At 69.0% G+C, this 19,094-nt stretch carries 14 protein-coding genes; 5 read left to right on the forward strand and 9 right to left on the reverse strand.

Annotated elements, in window-relative coordinates; genetic code table 11:
• Positions 1-57: 57 nt before the first annotated feature.
• The 5 genes from AC067Z_RS17095 to AC067Z_RS17115 form a co-directional block, all read right to left on the reverse strand.
• Positions 58-1,092: a LacI family DNA-binding transcriptional regulator gene (locus AC067Z_RS17095; RefSeq protein WP_478790323.1), complete on the reverse strand. Its 1,035-nt coding sequence runs from the start codon at positions 1,090-1,092 to the stop codon at positions 58-60.
• 64 nt (positions 1,093-1,156) lie between these two features.
• Entirely contained in the window at positions 1,157-2,251 is a 1,095-nt protein-coding gene (gene rhaS / locus AC067Z_RS17100) for a rhamnose ABC transporter substrate-binding protein (RefSeq protein ID WP_478790324.1), read from the reverse strand.
• A 40-nt stretch (positions 2,252-2,291) separates the two neighbouring features.
• Positions 2,292-3,281 carry an ABC transporter permease gene (locus tag AC067Z_RS17105; protein ID WP_478790325.1) on the reverse strand — a complete coding sequence of 330 codons (990 nt, stop codon included), beginning with the start codon at positions 3,279-3,281 and terminating at the stop codon, positions 2,292-2,294.
• Entirely contained in the window at positions 3,281-4,315 is a 1,035-nt protein-coding gene (locus AC067Z_RS17110; RefSeq protein ID WP_478790326.1) for an ABC transporter permease, read from the reverse strand. Before AC067Z_RS17110 ends, AC067Z_RS17105 begins: the two co-directional genes overlap by 1 nt.
• Complete coding sequence (locus AC067Z_RS17115) at positions 4,312-5,874, reverse strand: sugar ABC transporter ATP-binding protein (RefSeq protein ID WP_478790327.1); 1,563 nt, start codon at positions 5,872-5,874, stop codon at positions 4,312-4,314. The genes AC067Z_RS17110 and AC067Z_RS17115 overlap by 4 nt, the downstream gene beginning before the upstream one ends.
• 251 nt (positions 5,875-6,125) lie before the next feature.
• On the opposite strand from AC067Z_RS17115, the gene rhaI reads away from it, so the two are divergent.
• From rhaI to AC067Z_RS17135, 4 genes are all read left to right on the forward strand, one after another.
• Complete coding sequence (rhaI, locus tag AC067Z_RS17120; protein ID WP_478790328.1) at positions 6,126-7,295, forward strand: L-rhamnose isomerase; 1,170 nt, start codon at positions 6,126-6,128, stop codon at positions 7,293-7,295.
• A gap of 5 nt (positions 7,296-7,300) precedes the next feature.
• A complete protein-coding gene (locus AC067Z_RS17125) occupies positions 7,301-9,340 on the forward strand; it encodes a bifunctional aldolase/short-chain dehydrogenase (protein ID WP_478790329.1) in 2,040 nt (679 codons plus the stop codon).
• A gap of 194 nt (positions 9,341-9,534) precedes the next feature.
• A complete protein-coding gene (locus AC067Z_RS17130) occupies positions 9,535-10,923 on the forward strand; it encodes a rhamnulokinase (protein ID WP_478790428.1) in 1,389 nt (462 codons plus the stop codon).
• Between the two features lie 442 nt (positions 10,924-11,365).
• Positions 11,366-12,541 (forward strand): glycoside hydrolase family 64 protein, encoded by a 1,176-nt coding sequence (locus tag AC067Z_RS17135; protein WP_478790429.1) that lies wholly within the window; start codon positions 11,366-11,368, stop codon positions 12,539-12,541.
• A 69-nt stretch (positions 12,542-12,610) separates the two neighbouring features.
• Here AC067Z_RS17135 and AC067Z_RS17140 read toward each other — a convergent pair whose 3' ends face one another.
• Entirely contained in the window at positions 12,611-12,955 is a 345-nt protein-coding gene (locus AC067Z_RS17140) for a tetratricopeptide repeat protein (RefSeq protein ID WP_478790330.1), read from the reverse strand.
• A gap of 181 nt (positions 12,956-13,136) precedes the next feature.
• Between AC067Z_RS17140 and AC067Z_RS17145 the strand changes: the two genes are divergently transcribed.
• On the forward strand, positions 13,137-14,102 hold the full coding sequence (locus AC067Z_RS17145; protein ID WP_478790331.1) for a pirin family protein: 966 nt from the start codon (positions 13,137-13,139) through the stop codon (positions 14,100-14,102).
• Positions 14,103-14,206: 104 nt separating this feature from the next.
• On the opposite strand, the gene AC067Z_RS17150 is transcribed toward AC067Z_RS17145, so the two are convergent.
• The 3 genes from AC067Z_RS17150 to AC067Z_RS17160 are packed head-to-tail and all read right to left on the reverse strand — an operon-like array spanning position 14,207 to position 18,725.
• Positions 14,207-15,178, reverse strand: coding sequence for an antibiotic biosynthesis monooxygenase (locus tag AC067Z_RS17150; protein WP_478790332.1), 972 nt, complete (start codon positions 15,176-15,178; stop codon positions 14,207-14,209).
• Positions 15,175-17,901 (reverse strand): molybdopterin-dependent oxidoreductase, encoded by a 2,727-nt coding sequence (locus AC067Z_RS17155; RefSeq protein WP_478790333.1) that lies wholly within the window; start codon positions 17,899-17,901, stop codon positions 15,175-15,177. The genes AC067Z_RS17150 and AC067Z_RS17155 overlap by 4 nt, the downstream gene beginning before the upstream one ends.
• A complete protein-coding gene (locus AC067Z_RS17160; RefSeq protein WP_478790334.1) occupies positions 17,898-18,725 on the reverse strand; it encodes an FAD binding domain-containing protein in 828 nt (275 codons plus the stop codon). The genes AC067Z_RS17155 and AC067Z_RS17160 overlap by 4 nt, the downstream gene beginning before the upstream one ends.
• Between the last annotated feature and the right edge of the window lie 369 nt (positions 18,726-19,094).

Below are 19,094 nucleotides of genomic sequence, written 5' to 3' on the forward strand. Positions count from 1 at the left end.
TCGCTCTCTGTGTGGGGTGGAGCGTGAAAGAGGTGAGGTGACGTGATCGGTTCCGGGTCAGCGGACCCGGCGCGCGGGCTTCGCGAGAGAGGAACTTCTGACGATCAGTTCGGGTTGGAGGACTATCCGCTGATGGCGGTGGTCCACGGCGGACTCTCCGGTCTCCTCGATCAGGAGCTCGGCCGCGAGGCGTCCCATGCGGGCGGCCGGCTGGCGTACGGAGGTGAGTGGCACGGCGGCCGCGGAGGCGAACTCGATGTCGTCGTAGCCGACGAGGGCGATGTCGTCGGGGACGCTCACACCCGCGGCGAACAGTGTCTGCAGGACGCCGAGTGCCAGCAGGTCGTTCGCGCAGAACACCGCGGTGGGGCGGGGGGACAGACCGAGCAGCCGGGCACCGGCGTCCCGGCCGGCCGCCACGTCGAGTCGCTTCTCCTCCAGCACCTGCAGCCGGTCCTCCGGCAGCCCCGCCTCCCGCAGCGAGTCGAGGACTCCCGTGCGCCGGTCGTGGCACTGGGCGAGCCGCAGCGGACCGCTCACGTACACGATCCGGTCATGCCCCTGCTCCAGCAGATGGCGTCCGGCGAGTGCGCCTCCGGCGACGTCGTCGACCGACACCGAACAGGCCTCGGCGCTGGGCACCACCCGGTCCACGAAGACGAACGGAATCCCCTGACGCCGGAACGCCTGCAGATTGCGGCCGGTCGAATCCGCCGGGGTCACCAGCACCCCGCGCACCCGCTGCTCGCTGAACAGCCCCAGATACTCGGCCTCTTCGTCACTGCTCTGCGCGCTGTTGCAGAGCATGACGCCGAGCCCGGACTCCCGGGCCACCCGCTCGGCACCGGAAGCGACATCCACGAAGAAGGGGTTCGTCATGTCGAGCACGAGGACCGCGATGATCCGGCTGTGGCCCGCCCGCAGCTGCCGTGCGGACTCGCTGCGGATGTAGCCGAGCCGGTCGATCGTGGACAGGACCCTGATCCGGGTCGCCTCGGCGACCGACTCGGGACGGTTGATCACGTTCGAGACGGTGCCCACCGACACTCCGGCCTCGCGGGCGACGTCCTTGATACCCACCGACTGCCCCATCAGGCCGTGACCTCCACCCGCTCCACTGTGGTCGGAACCCTACCCGTGGCCATGCCTGCGGCCATCAGAAGTCGAAGTCGTCGATGTTGTTCCGGTCGAAGACCGTCGGCGGACCGAGGACGACTTCCCCGTCCTTGCCGATCGTGTATTCGCCGAGGTCGCCGGCAATGAACTTCTCGCCCTGCGCACCGGTGATCCGGCCGGAGGCGAGTGCCGCTGCCGCGTGCGCGCCGAGCCGGCCGAGCTTCTTCGGGTCCCAGAGCGCGAACTGCTCGACGGTGCCGTTCTTCACGTAGGCCCGCATCTGATTGGGGGTTCCGAGCCCGTTCAGCACGACCTTGCCCTTGTACGAGGAACCGCTGATGTAGCGGGCCGCGGCGGCGATGCCCACGCTGGTCGGCGAGATGATGCCCTTGAGGTTCGGGTAGGCCTTGAGCAGGCCCTGAGTCTCCTGGAAGGACTTCTGGTCGTTGTCGTCGCCGTAGGCGACGGTGACCAGCTTCATGTTCCGGTACTCGGGCTTCTTCAACTCGTCCTTCATGAACCCGATCCAGGTGTTCTGGTTGGTCGCGTTCTGCGTCGCGGAGAGCACCGCTATCTCGCCCTTGTGGCCGAGCTGCTCGGCGATGCTTTGGACCTGGCTGCGGCCGATCTGTTCCGAACTCGCCTGGTTGACGAACAGATCGCGGCAGTCCTTGCCGGTGTCCGAGTCGTAGGTGACGATCTTGATCTGCTGCTGCCTGGCGGTCTTCAGCGGACCGCAGACGGCGTTCGGGTCGTTGGCGGCGATCAGGATGGCGTCCTGGCGCTGCTGGACGAGGGTGTTGATGTACGAGACCTGTGAGGACGCCTTGGCGTCGGACGAGCCGACCTCCTTGGCGGTGGCGCCCAGCTCCTTGGCCGCGGCGATCCCGGAGTCGTCCAGGATCGTGAAGTAGGGGTTGTTGATCTGTTTAGGCAGGAAGGCGATCTTCAGCCCCTTCTTGATCGAGGCGTCGGGGTCGGCCTTCGCACCGGCATTGTTCTGGTCGGTGCCGTCCTTCGCGGACTCCTTGGTGGTGCCCGAGCAGCCGGCTACGGCCATGGCGAGGGCGCAGACGGCAGCCGTTGCCGCGACGGTGCGGCTGCGCCTGAGTGCGGCGAGGTCAGGGAGGTGCATGACGGGTGCCTTTCAGGAGTACGGGGATGCGGGTCGGGGGTCACTTCGCGGGGACGCGGGCGGCGCGCCGGCCGCGGCGTTCGCCGATCGAGTCGATGACTCTCGGGGTGAGTACGGACGCGACGAGCAGCAGACCGGTGACGATCACCTGGATCTCGCCGGACACGTCGTTGAGGGTGAGGAGGTTGCCCAGCAGGCCGATCAGCAGCACGCCGGCGACCGTGCCGCCGAGAGTGCCCCTGCCGCCGTCGAAGTCGGCGCCGCCGAGCAGGACCGAGGCGATGACCACGAGTTCGAGTCCGACACCGTTGTCAGCGCGGGAACTTCCGTAGCGGAGCGTGTACACGATGCCCGCGAACGAGGCGACCAGACCCGAGACCACGAACAGCGCCAGCTTGATCCGCTTGACGCGGACACCGGCGAAGTGCGCGGCCTCCTCCTGCGCGCCGATCGCGAACAACGAGCGCCCGAGACCGGTGCAGTGGAGGACGACGGCCGTGATGACGGCCAGCACGGCGAACAGCGCGACGGGATAGGGGACGAAGGTGCCCGGCACCGTCTCGGTGTACCTGGCCCACTGCGCGTACGTCTCCGGGAAGTCCGCCACGGCCTTGTCGCCGAGGGTGACGGAGGCGAGGCCCCGGTAGAGGGTGAGGGTTCCGATGGTCACGGCGAGCGAGGGCAGCCCGATCCGGGTGACCAGCCAGCCGTTGAGCAGTCCGCCGAGCGTCCCCGCCAACAGGCAGACGGGCACGATCAGTTCGAAGGCCCAGCCCGCGTCCCACAGCGACCCGGCCAGCGCGCTGGACAGGCCGAGCATCGAGGCGACCGACAGATCTACCTGGCCCGCGACGACCAGCAGTGTCATCGGCAGTGCGATCAGCGCGACTTCGGCGGCGTCGTTCAGTGCGCCGGCGAGGTTCGCGGTGCCGGCGAAGCCGTCGGTGGAACCGGCGCCTGCGAGGAAGACGGCGACGAGCAGGACACCCACGGCGGTGTCCCAGCGAAGGTACGTGGCAAACCTGCTCATCACCGGTTCCTCTTCCTCAGGGCGCGAGTGGTACGCACCTGCACGATGCGGTCGGTGGTGATGGCCAGGAGCAGCAGTACCCCCGTGATCGCCTGCTGCCAGAAGGAGTTCACCTTCAGCACGACCAGGGCGCTCCCGATGGTGGTGAGCAGCAGGGCGCCGAGCGCCGTGCCCCAGACGGTGCCGGTGCCGCCGGTGATGGCGACGCCGCCGACCACGACGGCGCTGACGACGGTCAGTTCCCAGCCGTTGGCCGCGCCCGCGACGACGGTGCCGAAACGGGCGAGCCAGAGCGCGCCCGCGAAACCGGCCACCGCGCCGGAGAAGGCGTACGCGGCCAGGATGCGGCGGCGTATCGGGACGCCGGCGAGCCGGGCGGCCTCCGGGCTGGATCCGATGGCGTACAGCTCCCGGCCGCTGCGGTAGGTACGGAGGTGGTACGCGGTGCCCGCGAGGACGGCGGCGGAGATCAGCGGGAGGTAGGGGACGCCGAGGACCGATCCGCTGCCGAGGGAGAGAACACCGCCCGGGATGTCGGCGGCGTTGATCTGCTCGCCTTCCGCCCAGGCGTGGCCGAGCCCCTGGATGACGTACAGCATGCCGAGAGTGACGACGAGGGCCGGGACGCGTCCGAAGCTGACCAGAGCGCCGCTCACCAGCCCGCACACCACTCCCAGCGCGGTGCCCAGCAGCAGCACGGTGAGTGCGCTGTGGTCGGTGCCGGAGACGAAGCGGCCGCAGGCGAACGCGCTGAGTCCCACGACGGAACCGACGGAGAGGTCGATGTTGCGGGTGATGACCACGACGGACTGGCCGACGGCGAGCAGCACCAGGATCGAGGAGTTGAGCAGCAGGTCCTTGACGCCCTGGTCGTCGAGGAAGGCGGGGTTGGCGAGCCAGGTCGCGGCGATCAGCATCAGCAGAGCCGCGCCGATGCTCAGCTCCCGGGCCTCGAGAGCCGTCTCGGCGAGGGAGCGGGTCCTGCGGACGGGCCGCACGGGTGCGCTGGGCGGTTTGTCGAGTGCGGTCGTCATGCGGGGCTCTTCTCGTCGGCACCGGGCACGGGCGTCGGGTCGGTGCGCACGCCGGTCGCGGCGGCCATGACCGTTTCCTCGGTGGCCTCGTGGCCGGGGAGTTCACCGACGAGCCGGCCTTCGCGCATGACGAGGACGCGGTCCGCGATACCGAGGACCTCGGGCAGATCGGAAGAGACCATGAGCACGGCGAGGCCGTCGGCGGCGAGCGAGCAGAGCAGCCGGTGCACCTCGGCCTTGGTGCCGACGTCGATGCCGCGCGTGGGCTCGTCGACGATCAGGACGGCCGGGTCGGTGGCCAGCCACTTGGCGAGCACGACCTTCTGCTGGTTGCCGCCGGAGAGCACACCGACTGGGTCGGACAGCTTGTTGTACTTCAGCCGGAGGCGCACCGCCCAGTCGGCGGCGCGCCCTCTCTCCAGCGTCCGGCGCACCAGACCGCCCCTGCTCAGCCTGTCGAGGCCGGTCAGGGCGACGTTGCGCTCAATGGACATCGTCATCACCAGACCGCGCTGCCGGCGGTCCTCGGGGACGAGCGCGAGCCCGGCGTCCATCGCGGCCGTGGGCGATCCGGCGGGCAGCTTCCGCCCCGCGACCTGTACCTCTCCGGCATCGGCCCGGTCGACGCCGAAGACCGCCTGGACCACCTCGCTGCGGCCGGCGCCCACCAGACCGGCGAGCGCCACGATCTCTCCCCTGTGCACGTCGAAGGAGACGTCACGGAAGGTGCCTTCGCGGGTGAGACGGCGCACGGACAGCGCCGTCTCACCGACGGGGCCCGCAGCGCCGCGCTGACGAGTGTGCAGCTCGCCGAGGTCGCGGCCGACCATGCGCCGTACGAGATCGGTCTCGGTCAGGCCGTCCAGCGGCTCGGAGGCGATGCGCCGGCCGTCGCGCAGTGTGGTGACCCGTTGGCAGAGCTGGAAGATCTCCTCGAGCCGGTGGGAGACGAACAGGACGGCGGTGCCTTCCCTGCGCAGTGCTTCCACCACGGCGAAGAGGCGCGCGGTTTCGCTCGTGGTGAGTGCGGCGGTCGGCTCGTCCATGATCAGGACTCGGGCGTCGAAGGACAGGGCCTTGGCGACCTCGACGATCTGCTGGTCGGCGATCGACAGGCCGCGCGCGGGTCGCCCGGGTCCGAGGGCGACGCCGAGCCGGCTCATCAGCGCGGCGGTCTGCTCGTGGACGGCGCGGCGGTCGATGCGGCGCAGCGCGCCCAGCGGCTGCCGGCCCATGAAGATGTTCTCGGCGACGGAGAGTTCGGGGAAGAGCGTGGGCTCCTGGTAGATGACCGCGATGCCCGCCTCCCGGGCGTCGGCCGGTCCCTGGAAGGCGACCGGCGCGCCGTCGAGCAGCACCGTGCCGGAGTCGGGCCTGTGCACCCCGGCGAGGATCTTGATGAGGGTCGACTTGCCGGCCCCGTTCTCCCCGGCGAGGGCGTGGACTTCGTGGGGAAGCACGCTCAGCGAGACGTTCTGCAAGGTCCGCACGGCGCCGAAGGACTTGGAGACGTCCTTCAGCGCCAGTACGGGGGTGGAGCCCGTATCGGGCTGGTACATGGGGACTCCTCACCATGAGCGGCCGGCATCCCCTGATGCCATGAAAGGTTTCAACGAACTTTCCACCGGAAGCTAGAGGGGTCGACCGTGCGCAGTCAATGGGGCTGCATAGCCTTGTTCCGCTGCCTGGCCGAGAGAGCAAGTGCCCGAAGAATCAACCTGCTTGACCTCTTGACGCTGTCCGATGGGCTCTCTAGCTTTCCCTTGATGAAACGATTCATAGCCGGGCTTGTCGTACGGGAGGGCTGACCGTGCCGAACCGAACCGACCTCCAGACCGTCAAGGCCCGACTCAAGGACCAGACCGTCGAGACGGCATCCTGGGCGTACGCCAACTCGGGCACCCGGTTCAAGGTGTTCGCCCAGCGGGGCGTCCCCCGCACCCCGCGGGAGAAACTCGACGACGCCGCCCAGGTCCATCGCCATACCGGCGTCGCGCCCACGGTCGCGCTCCACATCCCCTGGGACCGGGTGGACGACTACCCGGCGCTCGCGCAGTACGCCAAGGAGCAGGGCCTGCGGATCGGCGCGATCAACGCCAATGTGTTCCAGGACGACGATTACATGCTGGGCAGTGTGTGCCATCCCGACGCCGCCGTCCGGCGCAAGGCACTGGACCACCTGCTGGAGTGCGCCGACATCATGGAGGCCACCGACTCGCGCGATCTGAAGCTGTGGTTCGCGGACGGCACCAACTACCCCGGCCAGGACGACATCCGGTCCCGGCAGGACCGGCTCGCCGAGGCGCTGGCGGCCGTGTACGCGCGGCTCGGCGACAACCGGCGGCTGCTGCTGGAGTACAAGCTGTTCGAGCCCGCCTTCTACACCACCGACGTGCCGGACTGGGGCACCGCCTACGCACACTGCCTCAAGCTGGGAGAGAAGGCCCGGGTCGTGGTCGACACCGGGCACCACGCCCCCGGCACCAATATCGAGTTCATCGTCGCCGTCCTGCTGCGCGAGGGAAAGCTGGGCGGCTTCGACTTCAACTCCCGCTTCTACGCCGACGACGACCTCATGGCCGGCGCCGCGGACCCCTTCCAGCTCTTCCGGATCATGCACGAGGTGATCAGAGGCGGAGGACTCACCCCGGACATCGCCTTCATGCTCGATCAATGCCACAACATCGAGGCGAAGATCCCTGCGGTCATCCGCTCCGTGATGAACGTCCAGGAGGCCACGGCCAAGGCGCTGCTCGTCGACCGCGAGGCACTGGATGCAGCACAGCGTGCCGGCGACGTACTCGCCGCCAACGCCGCGCTGATGGACGCCTACAACACCGATGTCCGGCCACTGCTCGCCGACCTGCGCGAAGAGCTCGGTATCGATCCGGACCCGGTCGGCGCGTACCACCGATCGGGCTGGGCCCAGAAGATCATCGACGAGCGCGTGGGCGGCACCCAGGCCGGATGGGGAGCGTGAACCGCATGACGCAGCATCAGGTGACCGAGGCGCTGCTGGAACGCTCCCGCCGGCTCGGAGCCGACCCCCGCAACACCAACTACGCCGGCGGCAACACCTCCGCCAAGGGCACAGCCACCGACCCGGTCACCGGCGCCGACGTCGAGCTGATGTGGGTCAAGGGCTCCGGCGGAGACCTCGGCACACTCACCCACGACGGCCTGTCCGTACTCCGGCTCGACCGGCTGCGTGCGCTGCGGGACGTCTACCCGGGCTCCGCACGCGAGGACGAGATGGTCGCCGCCTTCGACTTCTGCCTGCACGGCAAGGGTGGAGCCGCACCGTCCATCGACACCGCGATGCACGGACTGGTGGATGCCGCGCACGTCGACCACCTCCATCCGGACTCCGGTATCGCCCTGGCCTGCGCGGCCGACGGCGAGGCAGTTACCAAGGCATGCTTCGGCGACCAAGTGGTCTGGGTGCCGTGGCGCCGGCCCGGCTTCCAACTGGGCCTGGACATCGCGGCCGTGAAAAGAGCCCACCCCGACGCGATCGGCTGCGTGCTGGGCGGCCATGGCATCACGGCGTGGGGCGCAACCTCCGACGAGTGCGAGCACAACTCCCTGCACATCATCCGCACCGCCGAGGCATTCCTTGCCGAGCGGGGCAGGACCGAGCCGTTCGGCCCGGTCATGAAGGGATACGAGCCGCTGCCGCGCGACCGGCGGCGAGCGCGCGCCGCCGCGCTCGCGCCGGTGATCCGGGGCCTCGCCTCCCAGGACGCGCCCCAGGTCGGCCACTTCACCGACGCCGACTCAGTGCTGGACTTTCTCTCCCGTGCCGAGCATCCACGTCTCACGGCGCTCGGCACCTCGTGCCCCGACCACTTCCTGCGCACGAAGGTACGCCCGCTGCTCCTCGATCTGCCGTCGACAGCCGGCCACGACGAGACGGTGGCCCGGCTGACGGAACTGCACCAGGAGTACCGGGCCGCGTACCGGGCGTACTACGAGCGGTACGCCGACGAGAACACCCCGCCGATGAGGGGCGCCGATCCGGCGATCGTCCTGGTCCCGGGCGTTGGCATGTTCTCCTTCGGCAAGGACAAGCAGACCGCGCGCGTCGCCGGGGAGTTCTACCTCAACGCCGTGTACGTGATGCGCGGCGCGGAGTCCGTCTCCACGTACACGCCGATCGACGAGTCCGAGAAGTTCCGCATCGAGTACTGGGAGCTGGAGGAGGCCAAACTCCGCCGGCTGCCCCGGCCCCGGGCGCTCGCCGCCAGAGTCGCCCTCGTCACGGGCGCCGGTTCCGGCATCGGCCGGGCCGTCGCCCGCCGGCTGGCCGCCGAAGGCGCGTGCGTGGTCGTCGCCGACCGCGCGGGGGACAGTGCCACCGCCGTGGCCGAGGAACTCGGCGGGCCCGACCGGGCGATCGCCGTGACGGCCGATGTGACGAGCGAGGAGCAGATCGCGGATGCGTTCGCCGCGGCTCACCTCGCTTTCGGCGGCGTCGACCTTGTGGTCAACAACGCCGGGATCTCCATCTCCAAGCCGCTGCTGCAGACCACGGCCGACGACTGGGACCTCCAGCACGACATCATGGCCCGGGGTTCCTTCCTGGTCTCCCGCGAAGCGGCCCGCACGATGACCGCCCAGGGTCTCGGCGGGGACATCGTCTACATCGCGTCGAAGAACGGCGTCGTCGCCGGACCCGACAACATCGCGTACGGCGCCACCAAGGCCGATCAGGCACATCAAGTGCGGTTGCTCGCGGCCGAGCTGGGGGAGCACGGCATCAGGGTCAACGGAGTGAACCCGGACGGAGTGGTGCGCGGGTCGGGCATCTTCGCGGGCGGCTGGGGCGCCCAACGGGCCGCGGTGTACGGCGTCGAGGAGTCCGAGCTCGGCGATTTCTACGCACAGCGCACGCTCCTGCGCCGCGAGGTGCTTCCCGAGCATGTCGCGAACGCGGTCCTCGCGCTCACCGGCGGCGAACTCTCGCACACCACCGGCCTGCACATCCCGGTGGACGGGGGGGTCCCGGCCGCCTTCCTCCGCTGACGGCCGCGGCCGTCGCTCTCGACCGTCCGGACCTTCCTGCGACGCTCTCCGGCCGTCCGGACGCCGTCCGCCGAAGCTCTCCAGCCGTTTCCCGTCGTTCTCCCACCGCTCTCCGACCGATCGAGGTGCACGTGTCCGCAGCCGAGCCACTCTCCTTCGCCGCGGTCGATCTGGGCGCGTCCAGCGGGCGGGTGATGCTGGGACGCGTCGGTCCCGGCGTACTGGAGCTGACCGAGGTGCACCGGTTCCCGAACCTCCCGGTCAGGGTGGGTTCCACGCTGCACTGGGACATCCTCGCCCTCTACCGCGGCGTCCTGGACGGGCTGCGCGCCGCGGCCGCGGCGACGGGTGGGCGGCTTGCGGGGGTCGGCATCGACGGATGGGCCGTCGACTACGGCCTGATCGACTCCTGCGGTGAGCTCCTCGGCAATCCCGTGCACTACCGCGACGAGCGCACGGTGGGAGTCGCCGAGAAGGTCACCGCCGTGTTTGCGCCGGAGGAACTGTACGAGGCGACCGGGGTGCAGTATCTGCCGTTCAACACGGTGTACCAGCTGGTCGCCGAGCAGGGCCGCCCCCGGCTCGCCGCCGCCGAGCGGCTGTTGCTGATACCCGATCTCATCAGTTACTGGCTGACCGGCCGGGCCGGGACCGAGATCACCAACGCTTCGACGACCCAGCTGATCGATCCCCGGACCCGGGACTGGTCACCGACCGTCGCCGGACGCCTGGGGATCGACCTCTCCCTCTTTCCTCCCCTGCGCAGACCGGGCGACGGGGCGGGCAGGCTCCGTGCCGAGGTCCTGGCCGAGACCGGTCTCACCGGACCGGTGCCGGTGACCGTGGTCTGCTCCCATGACACCGCATCGGCTGTTGTTGGCGTACCGGCCGAGGACGGCGAGTTCGCCTACATCGCCACCGGCACCTGGTCGCTCGCGGGACTGGAACTGCCCGCTCCGGTACTGGGGGAGGCGAGCCGGCGCGCCAACTTCACCAATGAGCTGGGTGTTGACGGCACCGTCCGCTATCTCCGCAACATCATGGGCCTGTGGCTGCTCCAGGAGTGCCTGCGCGCCTGGGAGGCGGACGGCCGCCCGCAGGATCTCGCCGCACTGCTGGACGAGGCCGCGTCGGCGCCGCCACACCGTTCGGTCGTCGACGCGAACGATCCCGCGTTCCTTGCTCCGGGCGACATGCCCCGTCGTATCGCCGCCGCCTGCGCGCGAACGGGCCGGCCCGAGCCCCGGACCGAGGCCGAGACCGCGCGCTGCGTGCTGGACTCGCTCGCCCTGGCGCACCAAAAGGCGATCGACGACGCCCGGCGGCTGTCCGGACGGAAGGTTTCCGCCGTGCACATCGTCGGCGGCGGCGCACGCAATGAACTCCTGTGCCGGCTGACAGCCGACGCCCTCGGCCTGCCGGTCGTCGCCGGACCGGTGGAGGCGGCTGCCCTGGGCAACGTTCTGATCCAGGCGCGGTCGGCAGGCGCCGTCACCGGCACTCTCGCCGAACTCCGCGGCCTGCTGCGGACCACTCAAGAGTTCCGGAGATACGAGCCGGGCGCGGGCGACCGGCTCGACTGAGCGGACCGTCGGCGACGCGGCGCCTCTTTACCGATCGCTGCAGAATGCCGTCCGGAGCGGTCGAAGGCAGATGAATGCTGCAGGCGAGTTGGAGCAGGCCGTGGTGGAGATCGGCTCGACGTGAGGGCCGCGAATCCCTTGCCCACTTCCTGCTTCAGGTGGTGAGTGGCCCGGTGACAGCGGCCTGATGCCGGGGAGGGCCTGATGCCGGGAGGGCCGGCGCCGCCCACCGCGGCTGATGCACGGCGGGCCCGGTTCGGCGGCGCGCGCCGTACCGGGCCGCTGCGTGGGCGGGCGAGGCCCGCGTGGTGTCGCGCGGCGGAGAACCTGTGCGAGGAGCCTTGACGGCTCGTGTCTGCGGGCAGATTCTGAGAGCGCTCTCAGAGCGCTCTCAGAATCCCCACCCCCCACGAGGAGGTAGCACGTGCCGGCTACACGGACGTTGTCGGCGGTGGCAGCCGCCCTCCTGTGCGCCGCTGGCCTCACGGCCGCGGTGCCCACCGCCCCGGCCGCCGCCGCGGTCCCGGAGACCATCCCGCTCACCTTCACCAACAACTCGGGCCGCAGCGGGCCGATCTACATCTACAACCTCGGCACGCAGCTCAGCAGCGGACGCCAGGGCTGGGCCGACGCCAACGGCACCTTCCACGCCTGGCCCGCCGGAGGGAACCCGCCGACCCCCGCCCCCGACGCATCCATCGCCGGTCCCGCCAACGGCGGCTCGATGACCATCCGCCTCCCCAAGTTCTCCGGCCGTGTCTACTTCTCCTACGGCCAGAAGCTCGTCTTCAAGCTGACCACCGGCGGGCTGGTGCAACCCGCCGTCCAGAACCCGACGGACCCGAACCGCAACATCCTCTTCAACTGGTCCGAGTACACGCTCAACGACTCCGGACTGTGGATCAACAGCACTCAGGTCGACATGTTCTCCGCGCCGTACGCGGCCGGCGTGAAAGCGGCCGACGGGACAGTGAAGAACACCGGCCATCTGAAGCCCGGCGGATACAACGGCTTCTACAACGCGCTCCGCGGCCAGCCCGGCGGCTGGGCGGGCCTCATCCAGACCCGCTCCGACGGCACCGTCCTGCGCGCCCTCGCGCCCGGCCACGGCATCGAGGCAGGCGCCCTGCCCGCCACGGTGATGGACGACTACGTCAACCGTGTCTGGAGCAAGTACACCGGCTCCACGCTCACCGTGACCCCGTTCGCCAACCAGCCGGGCACCAAGTACTACGGCCGTGTCTCCGGCGGCGTCATGAACTTCACCAACTCCTCCGGCGTCGTCGTCACCTCGTTCCAGAAACCGGACTCCGACAGCATCTTCGGCTGCTACAAGCGGCTGGACGCCCCCAACGACCTGGTACGCGGCCCGATCTCGCGCACCCTGTGCGCCGGGTTCAACCGTTCCACGCTGCTGGTCAACTCCAACCAGCCCGACACCGGCAACACCAACTTCTACAAGGACACCGTCACCAACCACTACGCACGGAAGATCCACGCCCAGATGGTGGACGGCAAGGCGTACGCCTTCGCCTTCGACGACGTCGGTGCCCACGAGTCACTGGTCCACGACGGAAACCCGCAGCAGGCCTACGTCACACTCGACCCCTTCAACTGACGCGCACCGCTTCACCTGGTGCATGCCGGCGGCCGGCCCTGTCTCGCGGGCCGGCCGCCGCCCCCGCGATCAGACCGGCTGCTCGCCGGACATCGCCGCTGCCAGGCGCAGATGAGGCGCCGCGTCCCCGGGCCTGCCCTGTCGCTCCAGCGTGCGTCCCAGCATCAGCCGCGCGTACTGCTCCACCGGGTCGCGCTCCAGCACCGCACGCAGCTCGGCCTCGGCCCTTATGAGCTGCGCCGAGTGGTAGTAGGCGCGTGCCAGCAGCAGCCGCGGCGCGACCTGCTCCGGCGCCTCGTCGACGAGCCCGCCGAGGATGCGGACCGCCGTCGTGTACTCCTTGGCGTCGAAGAACAGCTGCGCCCGGTCCCACCGCTCGGCGGCCGTCCCGAACTCGTAGTAGCGCTCGCTCACGTGCTCACCTTCCCGGTCGTGACTGCCGACCCTGCCAACACCGCGGGCCCGCCACCCATTCCTCCCGTTCCCGGTCACGTCGGGAGGTTCGGCTTCGGAACGTTCCACCTCTGAGGTTCCACTTCGGGAAGTCGCCGCCACGACCGCATGTCGGACCTGTCCAGGAACTAGGTTGGGCGGCATGAGCAATCTCGACCGTCAGGCCGCCCTCTCCGTGTGCGGCGGCCGGGGCTTCGTCGTTGCCGAGCCCGTCCGTGAACTCCTCAGCCCGCGCCGCGTCCAGCTCGGCGAATCCACCGAGGTCCGCCGGCTGCTGCCGAACCTCGGCCGGCGCATGGTGGGGGCCTGGGCCTTCGTCGACCACTACGGCCCCGACGACATCGCCGACGAGCCCGGAATGCAGGTCCCACCCCATCCCCACATGGGCCTGCAGACCGTCAGCTGGCTCCACGAGGGCGAGGTCCTGCACCGGGACAGCACGGGTTCCCTGGCCACGATCCGCCCGCGCGAGCTGGGTCTGATGACCTCCGGCCGGGCGATCAGCCACTCCGAGGAGAGCCCCGCGGCGCACGCCCGCTTTCTGCACGGCGCCCAGCTGTGGGTCGCCCTGCCGGACGCCCATCGGTCCGTGGAGCCCCACTTCCAGCACCACACCGACCTGCCGCGGGTCACCGCCCCCGGCCTGACGGCCACGGTCGTCCTCGGCGCCCTCGACGGTGCGGCCTCGCCCGGTACGACGTACACCCCCATCGTGGGCGCCGATCTCGCCCTGGCCGGCGGTACCGAAAGCACACTTCCACTCGAACCGGACTTCGAGTACGCGGTCCTGTCCATGTCCGGCGAGGTCCACGTGGACGGCGTCCCGGTCCTTCCGGGCTCGATGCTCTACCTCGGCTGCGGCCGCTCCGAACTCCCGCTGCGGGCCGAGTCCGACGCCGGACTGATGCTGCTCGGCGGGGAGCCGTTCGAGGAGGAGATCGTGATGTGGTGGAACTTCATCGGGCGCTCGCACCAGGAGATCGAGGAGGCCAGGAGGGAGTGGACGGAGAGCACTCGCTTCGGCGAGGTGAAGGGTTACGACGGTGCTCCGCTGCCCGCTCCCGAACTCCCGCCTGTGGCCCTGAAACCTCGGGGGCGGGTGCGCTGACCTGCAGCGATCCCGGCTCGGTTCCCCTGTTCATGTGACGCGTCCCTGTTCCCCCTCGGCCCGGTCGGCGGAGGGGGACGATGCGCGTGGCGGGCCGGGTCGGATCAGGGCAGCGTCCAGATCTGGGTCGTGACGACGTAGAAGAGAACGCCCCAGAACACGGTCACCGCGGCGACGATGCCCAGGCCGGCAAGGTTGCTCTTCGCCGTCGGTCTGTCCGGTGAGGGCCGCAGCCACCGCTTGAGCAGCGGGTTCACGTAGTAGGGCATCGTGAGGAAGCTCATGAGGAAACTCGACAGCAGGTTGCCCACGAGCAGCCCGAGCCAGAGCGGCATCCCCAGCGGCGACAGGGCGAGCGTCAGCAGCACCACGGTCGGGTACAGGCCGACCCAGACCGCGATGGCGGTTTTCGTCTCCGAGGGCGGCGGCGCTTCCTTGCCGTTCTCGTCGAACGCGAACCAGCTGCCGAAGGAGTTGTCGATGGTGCGCAGTTTGAAGTCGCTGAACTTCCTTCCCTCAGTGAGGACCTGCTGCCGCCTCGGCGACGTCAACCAGGCATCGAGGTGCTCGGCGTTGTCGAATCGGTACAGCGTGGTCCATTCGTCCTGAAGGCCCTCGACCGGTCGGAAGATCTCGGATCCCCGAAATCCCTCGAATTTGCTCTCCTCCTGGCTCATGCGGCGCTGCCATTCGAGGAATTCGTCCACGTGGTCCGGGTCGATGCGGTGGCTGACCACCACGGTCACCAGCGGATCCGTCGGTTGTTCGCCGCCGCTGACAACCTGCTGGGTACCGGGACCGTCGAGATACTTGTCGCCGATGTCCAGCAGGCTCTGCCTGGTCGAGCTGTTGATCCACGCCTGCAGATGGGCTGTCGAGTCGAATCGGTACACGACGACCCATTCGGGCTGAAGGGGTGTCGGCGGGGAGACCTCGACGCCGAGGTACCCGGCGTATTCGGCGGCGGCGGCGTTGACGCCCTCCTGCCACGTCGCGTACTCCCGCTCCAGGCCGGGCAGAACCTTCTGGCCGATGATCGCCGTCGCCGCGGCGCCCTCGTGCTTCTCGGTGTTCATGTGCTCAGGCCCGTCGGCATCGACTGCTTTTCGTTGAGCCGGCTGTAGATCCTTTCCGGAGTCAGGGGCAGCGCGCGGTAGCGGACGCCTGTGGCGTCGTGGAGTGCGTTCGCCAGCGCAGGGGCAACCGGGTTGATACAGCATTCCGCCATCCCCTTCGCCCGCATGGGTCCGACGGAATCCGCCGATTCCACCAGGAGCAGTTCGGTACGCGGGATGTCGGCGTAGGTGGGGATGCGGTAGTTGCGGAGGTTCGGGTTGACCATGGCACCGTTGGCGTCGACGTGGTGGTTCTCGGTCAGCGCGAAGCCGATTCCCTGGGCGACACCGCCTTCCACCTGGCCCCGGACCTGCGCGGGGTTGATGAGTACGGCAGCGTCGGTCGCCTGGACGCTGTAGAGGATTCGGATCTCACCCGTCACCCGGTGGACGGCGATGCGGAACCCCTGCGCATTGGAGACGACGCTCCGGGGCGAGCCGTACGCCTTGCGGGCGGCGGTGAAGCGAATGCCGCGCGCTCTGGCCGATGCGAGGAGCTCGGCCAACGGCACGCGCCGGTCGCCGCAGACGACACCCTCGTCGTCCATCGAGCACATCACGACATGGACACCCGTGTACGAGGCAGCAAATTCCAGGATGCGGTCGCGGACGGCATTGGCCGCTCGAAGGACCGCGTTGCCCGCCACGAAGAGGCCGGCACTCGCAAAGGCGCCGGTGTCGAACCCCGTGCGGTCGGTGTCGGATTGGACGAGGCGAATGCGCGACGGCGTCGTGCCCAGCTGGTTGGCCGCGATCTGGACATGGGCGGTCGAGGTCCCCTCGCCGAACTCGACTGTTCCGACGGCCAATTCGTAGACGAGGTCGTCACCAAGGGTCACCCATGCCTCGGAGACGTGTTCGGTCGGCGGCGCGGTCTCGTGCAACGAACACGCGACGCCGGCTCCGACGAGCCACTCGGGGCCGAGAGACGACTCACCGGCGGTACGGGCCATGGCCCCGTCCACCAGATCGATGCACTTCGACAGTCCGTCCTCGGTGAAGATCACGTCGTCGGGACCGTCGTGCGTGGCGACGAGCGGATCGCCCGGTCGCACGATATTGCGTCGTCGCAGTTCGAGCGGATCGATGTGCAGTGCGCGTGCCAGTTCGTCCATCGCCGATTCCACGGCGAATGCCGGCTGTGTCATCCCGTAGCCGCGCAGGGCCCCGCTCGGCACGGTGTTGGTATAGACGGAGTACGCGTCGTACCTCTTGTTGGGGCAGCGGTAGAGCATGACGGCGGCGCCGCCCGCGTACAGCGTCTCGCCGCCGTGGTTGCCGTAGGCGCCGGTGTTCGACACATTGCGGACCTGGAAAGCGGTGAGCGTTCCGTCCGCCTTCGCGCCGAGCTTGACCGTCAGCTTCATCGGATGCCGTGGAGAGGCGGTGGTGAACTCCTCCTCGCGGGTGTACTCGAAGCAGACAGGCCGTCCGGTGTCCAGGCTGGCGAGTGCGGCCAGATCCTCCGTGATCACTTCCTGCTTGCCGCCGAAGCCGCCGCCGACGCGTTTGCAGAACACACGGAGTTGGTCCGGGCGCAGGGCGAACAGGTAGGCGAGTTTGACTTTCGCGATCGACGGCGACTGGGAACTGGTGCGGACGTTCAGCCGGCCGTTCTCCATCCAGGCGATCGAACCGTGGGTCTCGAGATGCGCGTGCTGTACTCGCGGTGAGACGTATGTGCCTTCGTGGATCACGTCGGCCTCGGCGAACCCGGCGCTGACGTCGCCGATGTGCGAATGGATCTCGAGCAGGGTGTTGTGGACGGGATCGCGGACGAACGGATCGTCCGCGCCGTGCAGTTGTGGCGCTCCCTCGGCCCTCGCCTGCTCGGGTTCGAACACAGCCGGCATCACCTCGTATTCGACAACGACCCTGCGGCAGCCCTCCTCCGCCGCCGCGACCGTGTCGGCCAGGACCGCAACGACGCGTTGGCCGACGAAGCGGACCGTGTCGTCGAGGATGAACGTGTCGTCCGGATCGACAAGATGGTCGGTGTGGATCGCCGTGGTGAAGCGCTTCCGCGGCACGTCCTCCCAGGTGTAGACCCGGTGCACACCGGGGACCGCGAGCGCCGCGGTCTTGTCGACCGCGACGATCCGGGCGTGCGCGTGTGGTGAGTGCAGCACCTTGAGGTGCAGCATGCCTTCGATGTGGGTGTCCATGGTGAACTCGGCGCGGCCGGTCACCACATCATCGGCTGCCGGTGCGCCGACGCTGGTCCCGACGGCCTTTCCCGGCGCGGCTGTCTCCACGCCCACGACGCCCTGCACGGCATCCTCGATCCCGCGATAGCCGGTGCAGCGGCAGAGGTTGCCCTTCAGCGCCCGCGGCAGGTCCTCCTTCTGGGCATCGGTGAACGTCGCCGACGTCATGATCATCCCTGCGGTGCAGAAGCCGCATTGGAACCCCGGGGCATCGCGGAACTGCCGCTGCATCGGATGCAGGTTCCCAGGTGATCCGAGACCCTCGATGGTCGTCACTTCACGACCGTCCGCGCGGAACGCAGGAGTGATGCAACTGTGTACCGGTGTGCCGTCCAACCACACCGTGCACGCCCCGCAATCGCCCGCGTCGCAACCCTTCTTGACGCCGTGGTGGCCGAGTGAGCGGAGGAAGGTGCGCAGGCACTGGCCGGGGGAGGGTTCCTGGTCGAAGGTGTTTCCGTTCACGGTGTACGTCATTCCGGGCCCCCGGCCATGAGTTCGCGACGAATTTCTTCGGCGAAGTGCTTCGTGAGGTGGCGACGGTGGTCGGGCGTCCCGTTGGGATCGGCGAACCACACGTCGGCGGGGATGACGTCGATGCTCTGCTGCAGAGTCCCGGCATCGGGCATGGTGTCGAAAGCAATGCGCACCGGCCGGGTGGTTCCGGCCGTGACGGTGAGCAGCAGGTCGCTCCTTCCTGGCGTGCGCGTACCGATGAGGAACACCGTCGAACGGCCGAGGTGGGTCAAGGAGAAGCGGCGGTGCGCGGTGCGTTTCCTCAGGGCGTGCGCCGGAATGTGGATACGACGCAGGACTTCGCCGGGAGCGAGAATGTTCCGATTGTCGGCGGTCACGAAGTCGAGGGCGTCGACGAGACGCGTCGACCCGTCAGGGGCCCACAGTTCGTACGTCGCCTCCAGGGCGACCGTCAGCGTGATCATCGGGCCGGCAGGCAAGGACAGGCAGATATTGCCGCCTATGGTCGCCGAGTTCCAGACTTTGAACGAGGACAGGAACGCCTCGCAGCTCTTCGCGAAAAGGGGGCCCGCGATCCAGCCATCCGGCAGCGCACAGGCATACAGGTCGCGGATCGTGCACGTGGCGCCGATGTCGAGACCCGTGTCGCTCGGGACCAGGGCATCCCAACGCAACGCCGTCAGGTCGATCAGGCGGCGCAGGCTCGGCTGCTCCGCGGAGAACAGATACGTTCCGCCCGCGAGCCAGGCGTCCCCTTCGCGCCAGTCCACGCCTGGCCGATCGGGCGGTCGCCGGACAACTTCGCTGATGGTGTTGAGGTCCATGGGAAGTGGTCTCCCTGCCGACGCAATAGTTGCGAAGGACCGGCTACCGAACCAGGGCTGCGAACTCGCGGACATTCGTATCGGGGCACTCGCCGAATACCGACGGTCTCGATATGCGCGGGGAGCGGCGCAATCTCGAGCGACGGAATTGCACGGCGGCTGCCGCGATCGAACTGCCCGATGAGGACCGATGGGCGCGAAGATCCTCTCCATGATATCGCCGGCGGAGTCGGCCTCGCCATGTCGGGGCATCAGCGCCAGGTCGCGATACCGGGTTGGCGGTCATGTCCTCGTGACGGGTCAGGGACGTACGGGAGATCCTCACGACCCCGCATTCGGAGCCCGGCAGCCACCGGATCGGTCCTCGTC

Source organism: Streptomyces sp. NPDC043812 (assembly GCF_056436245.1).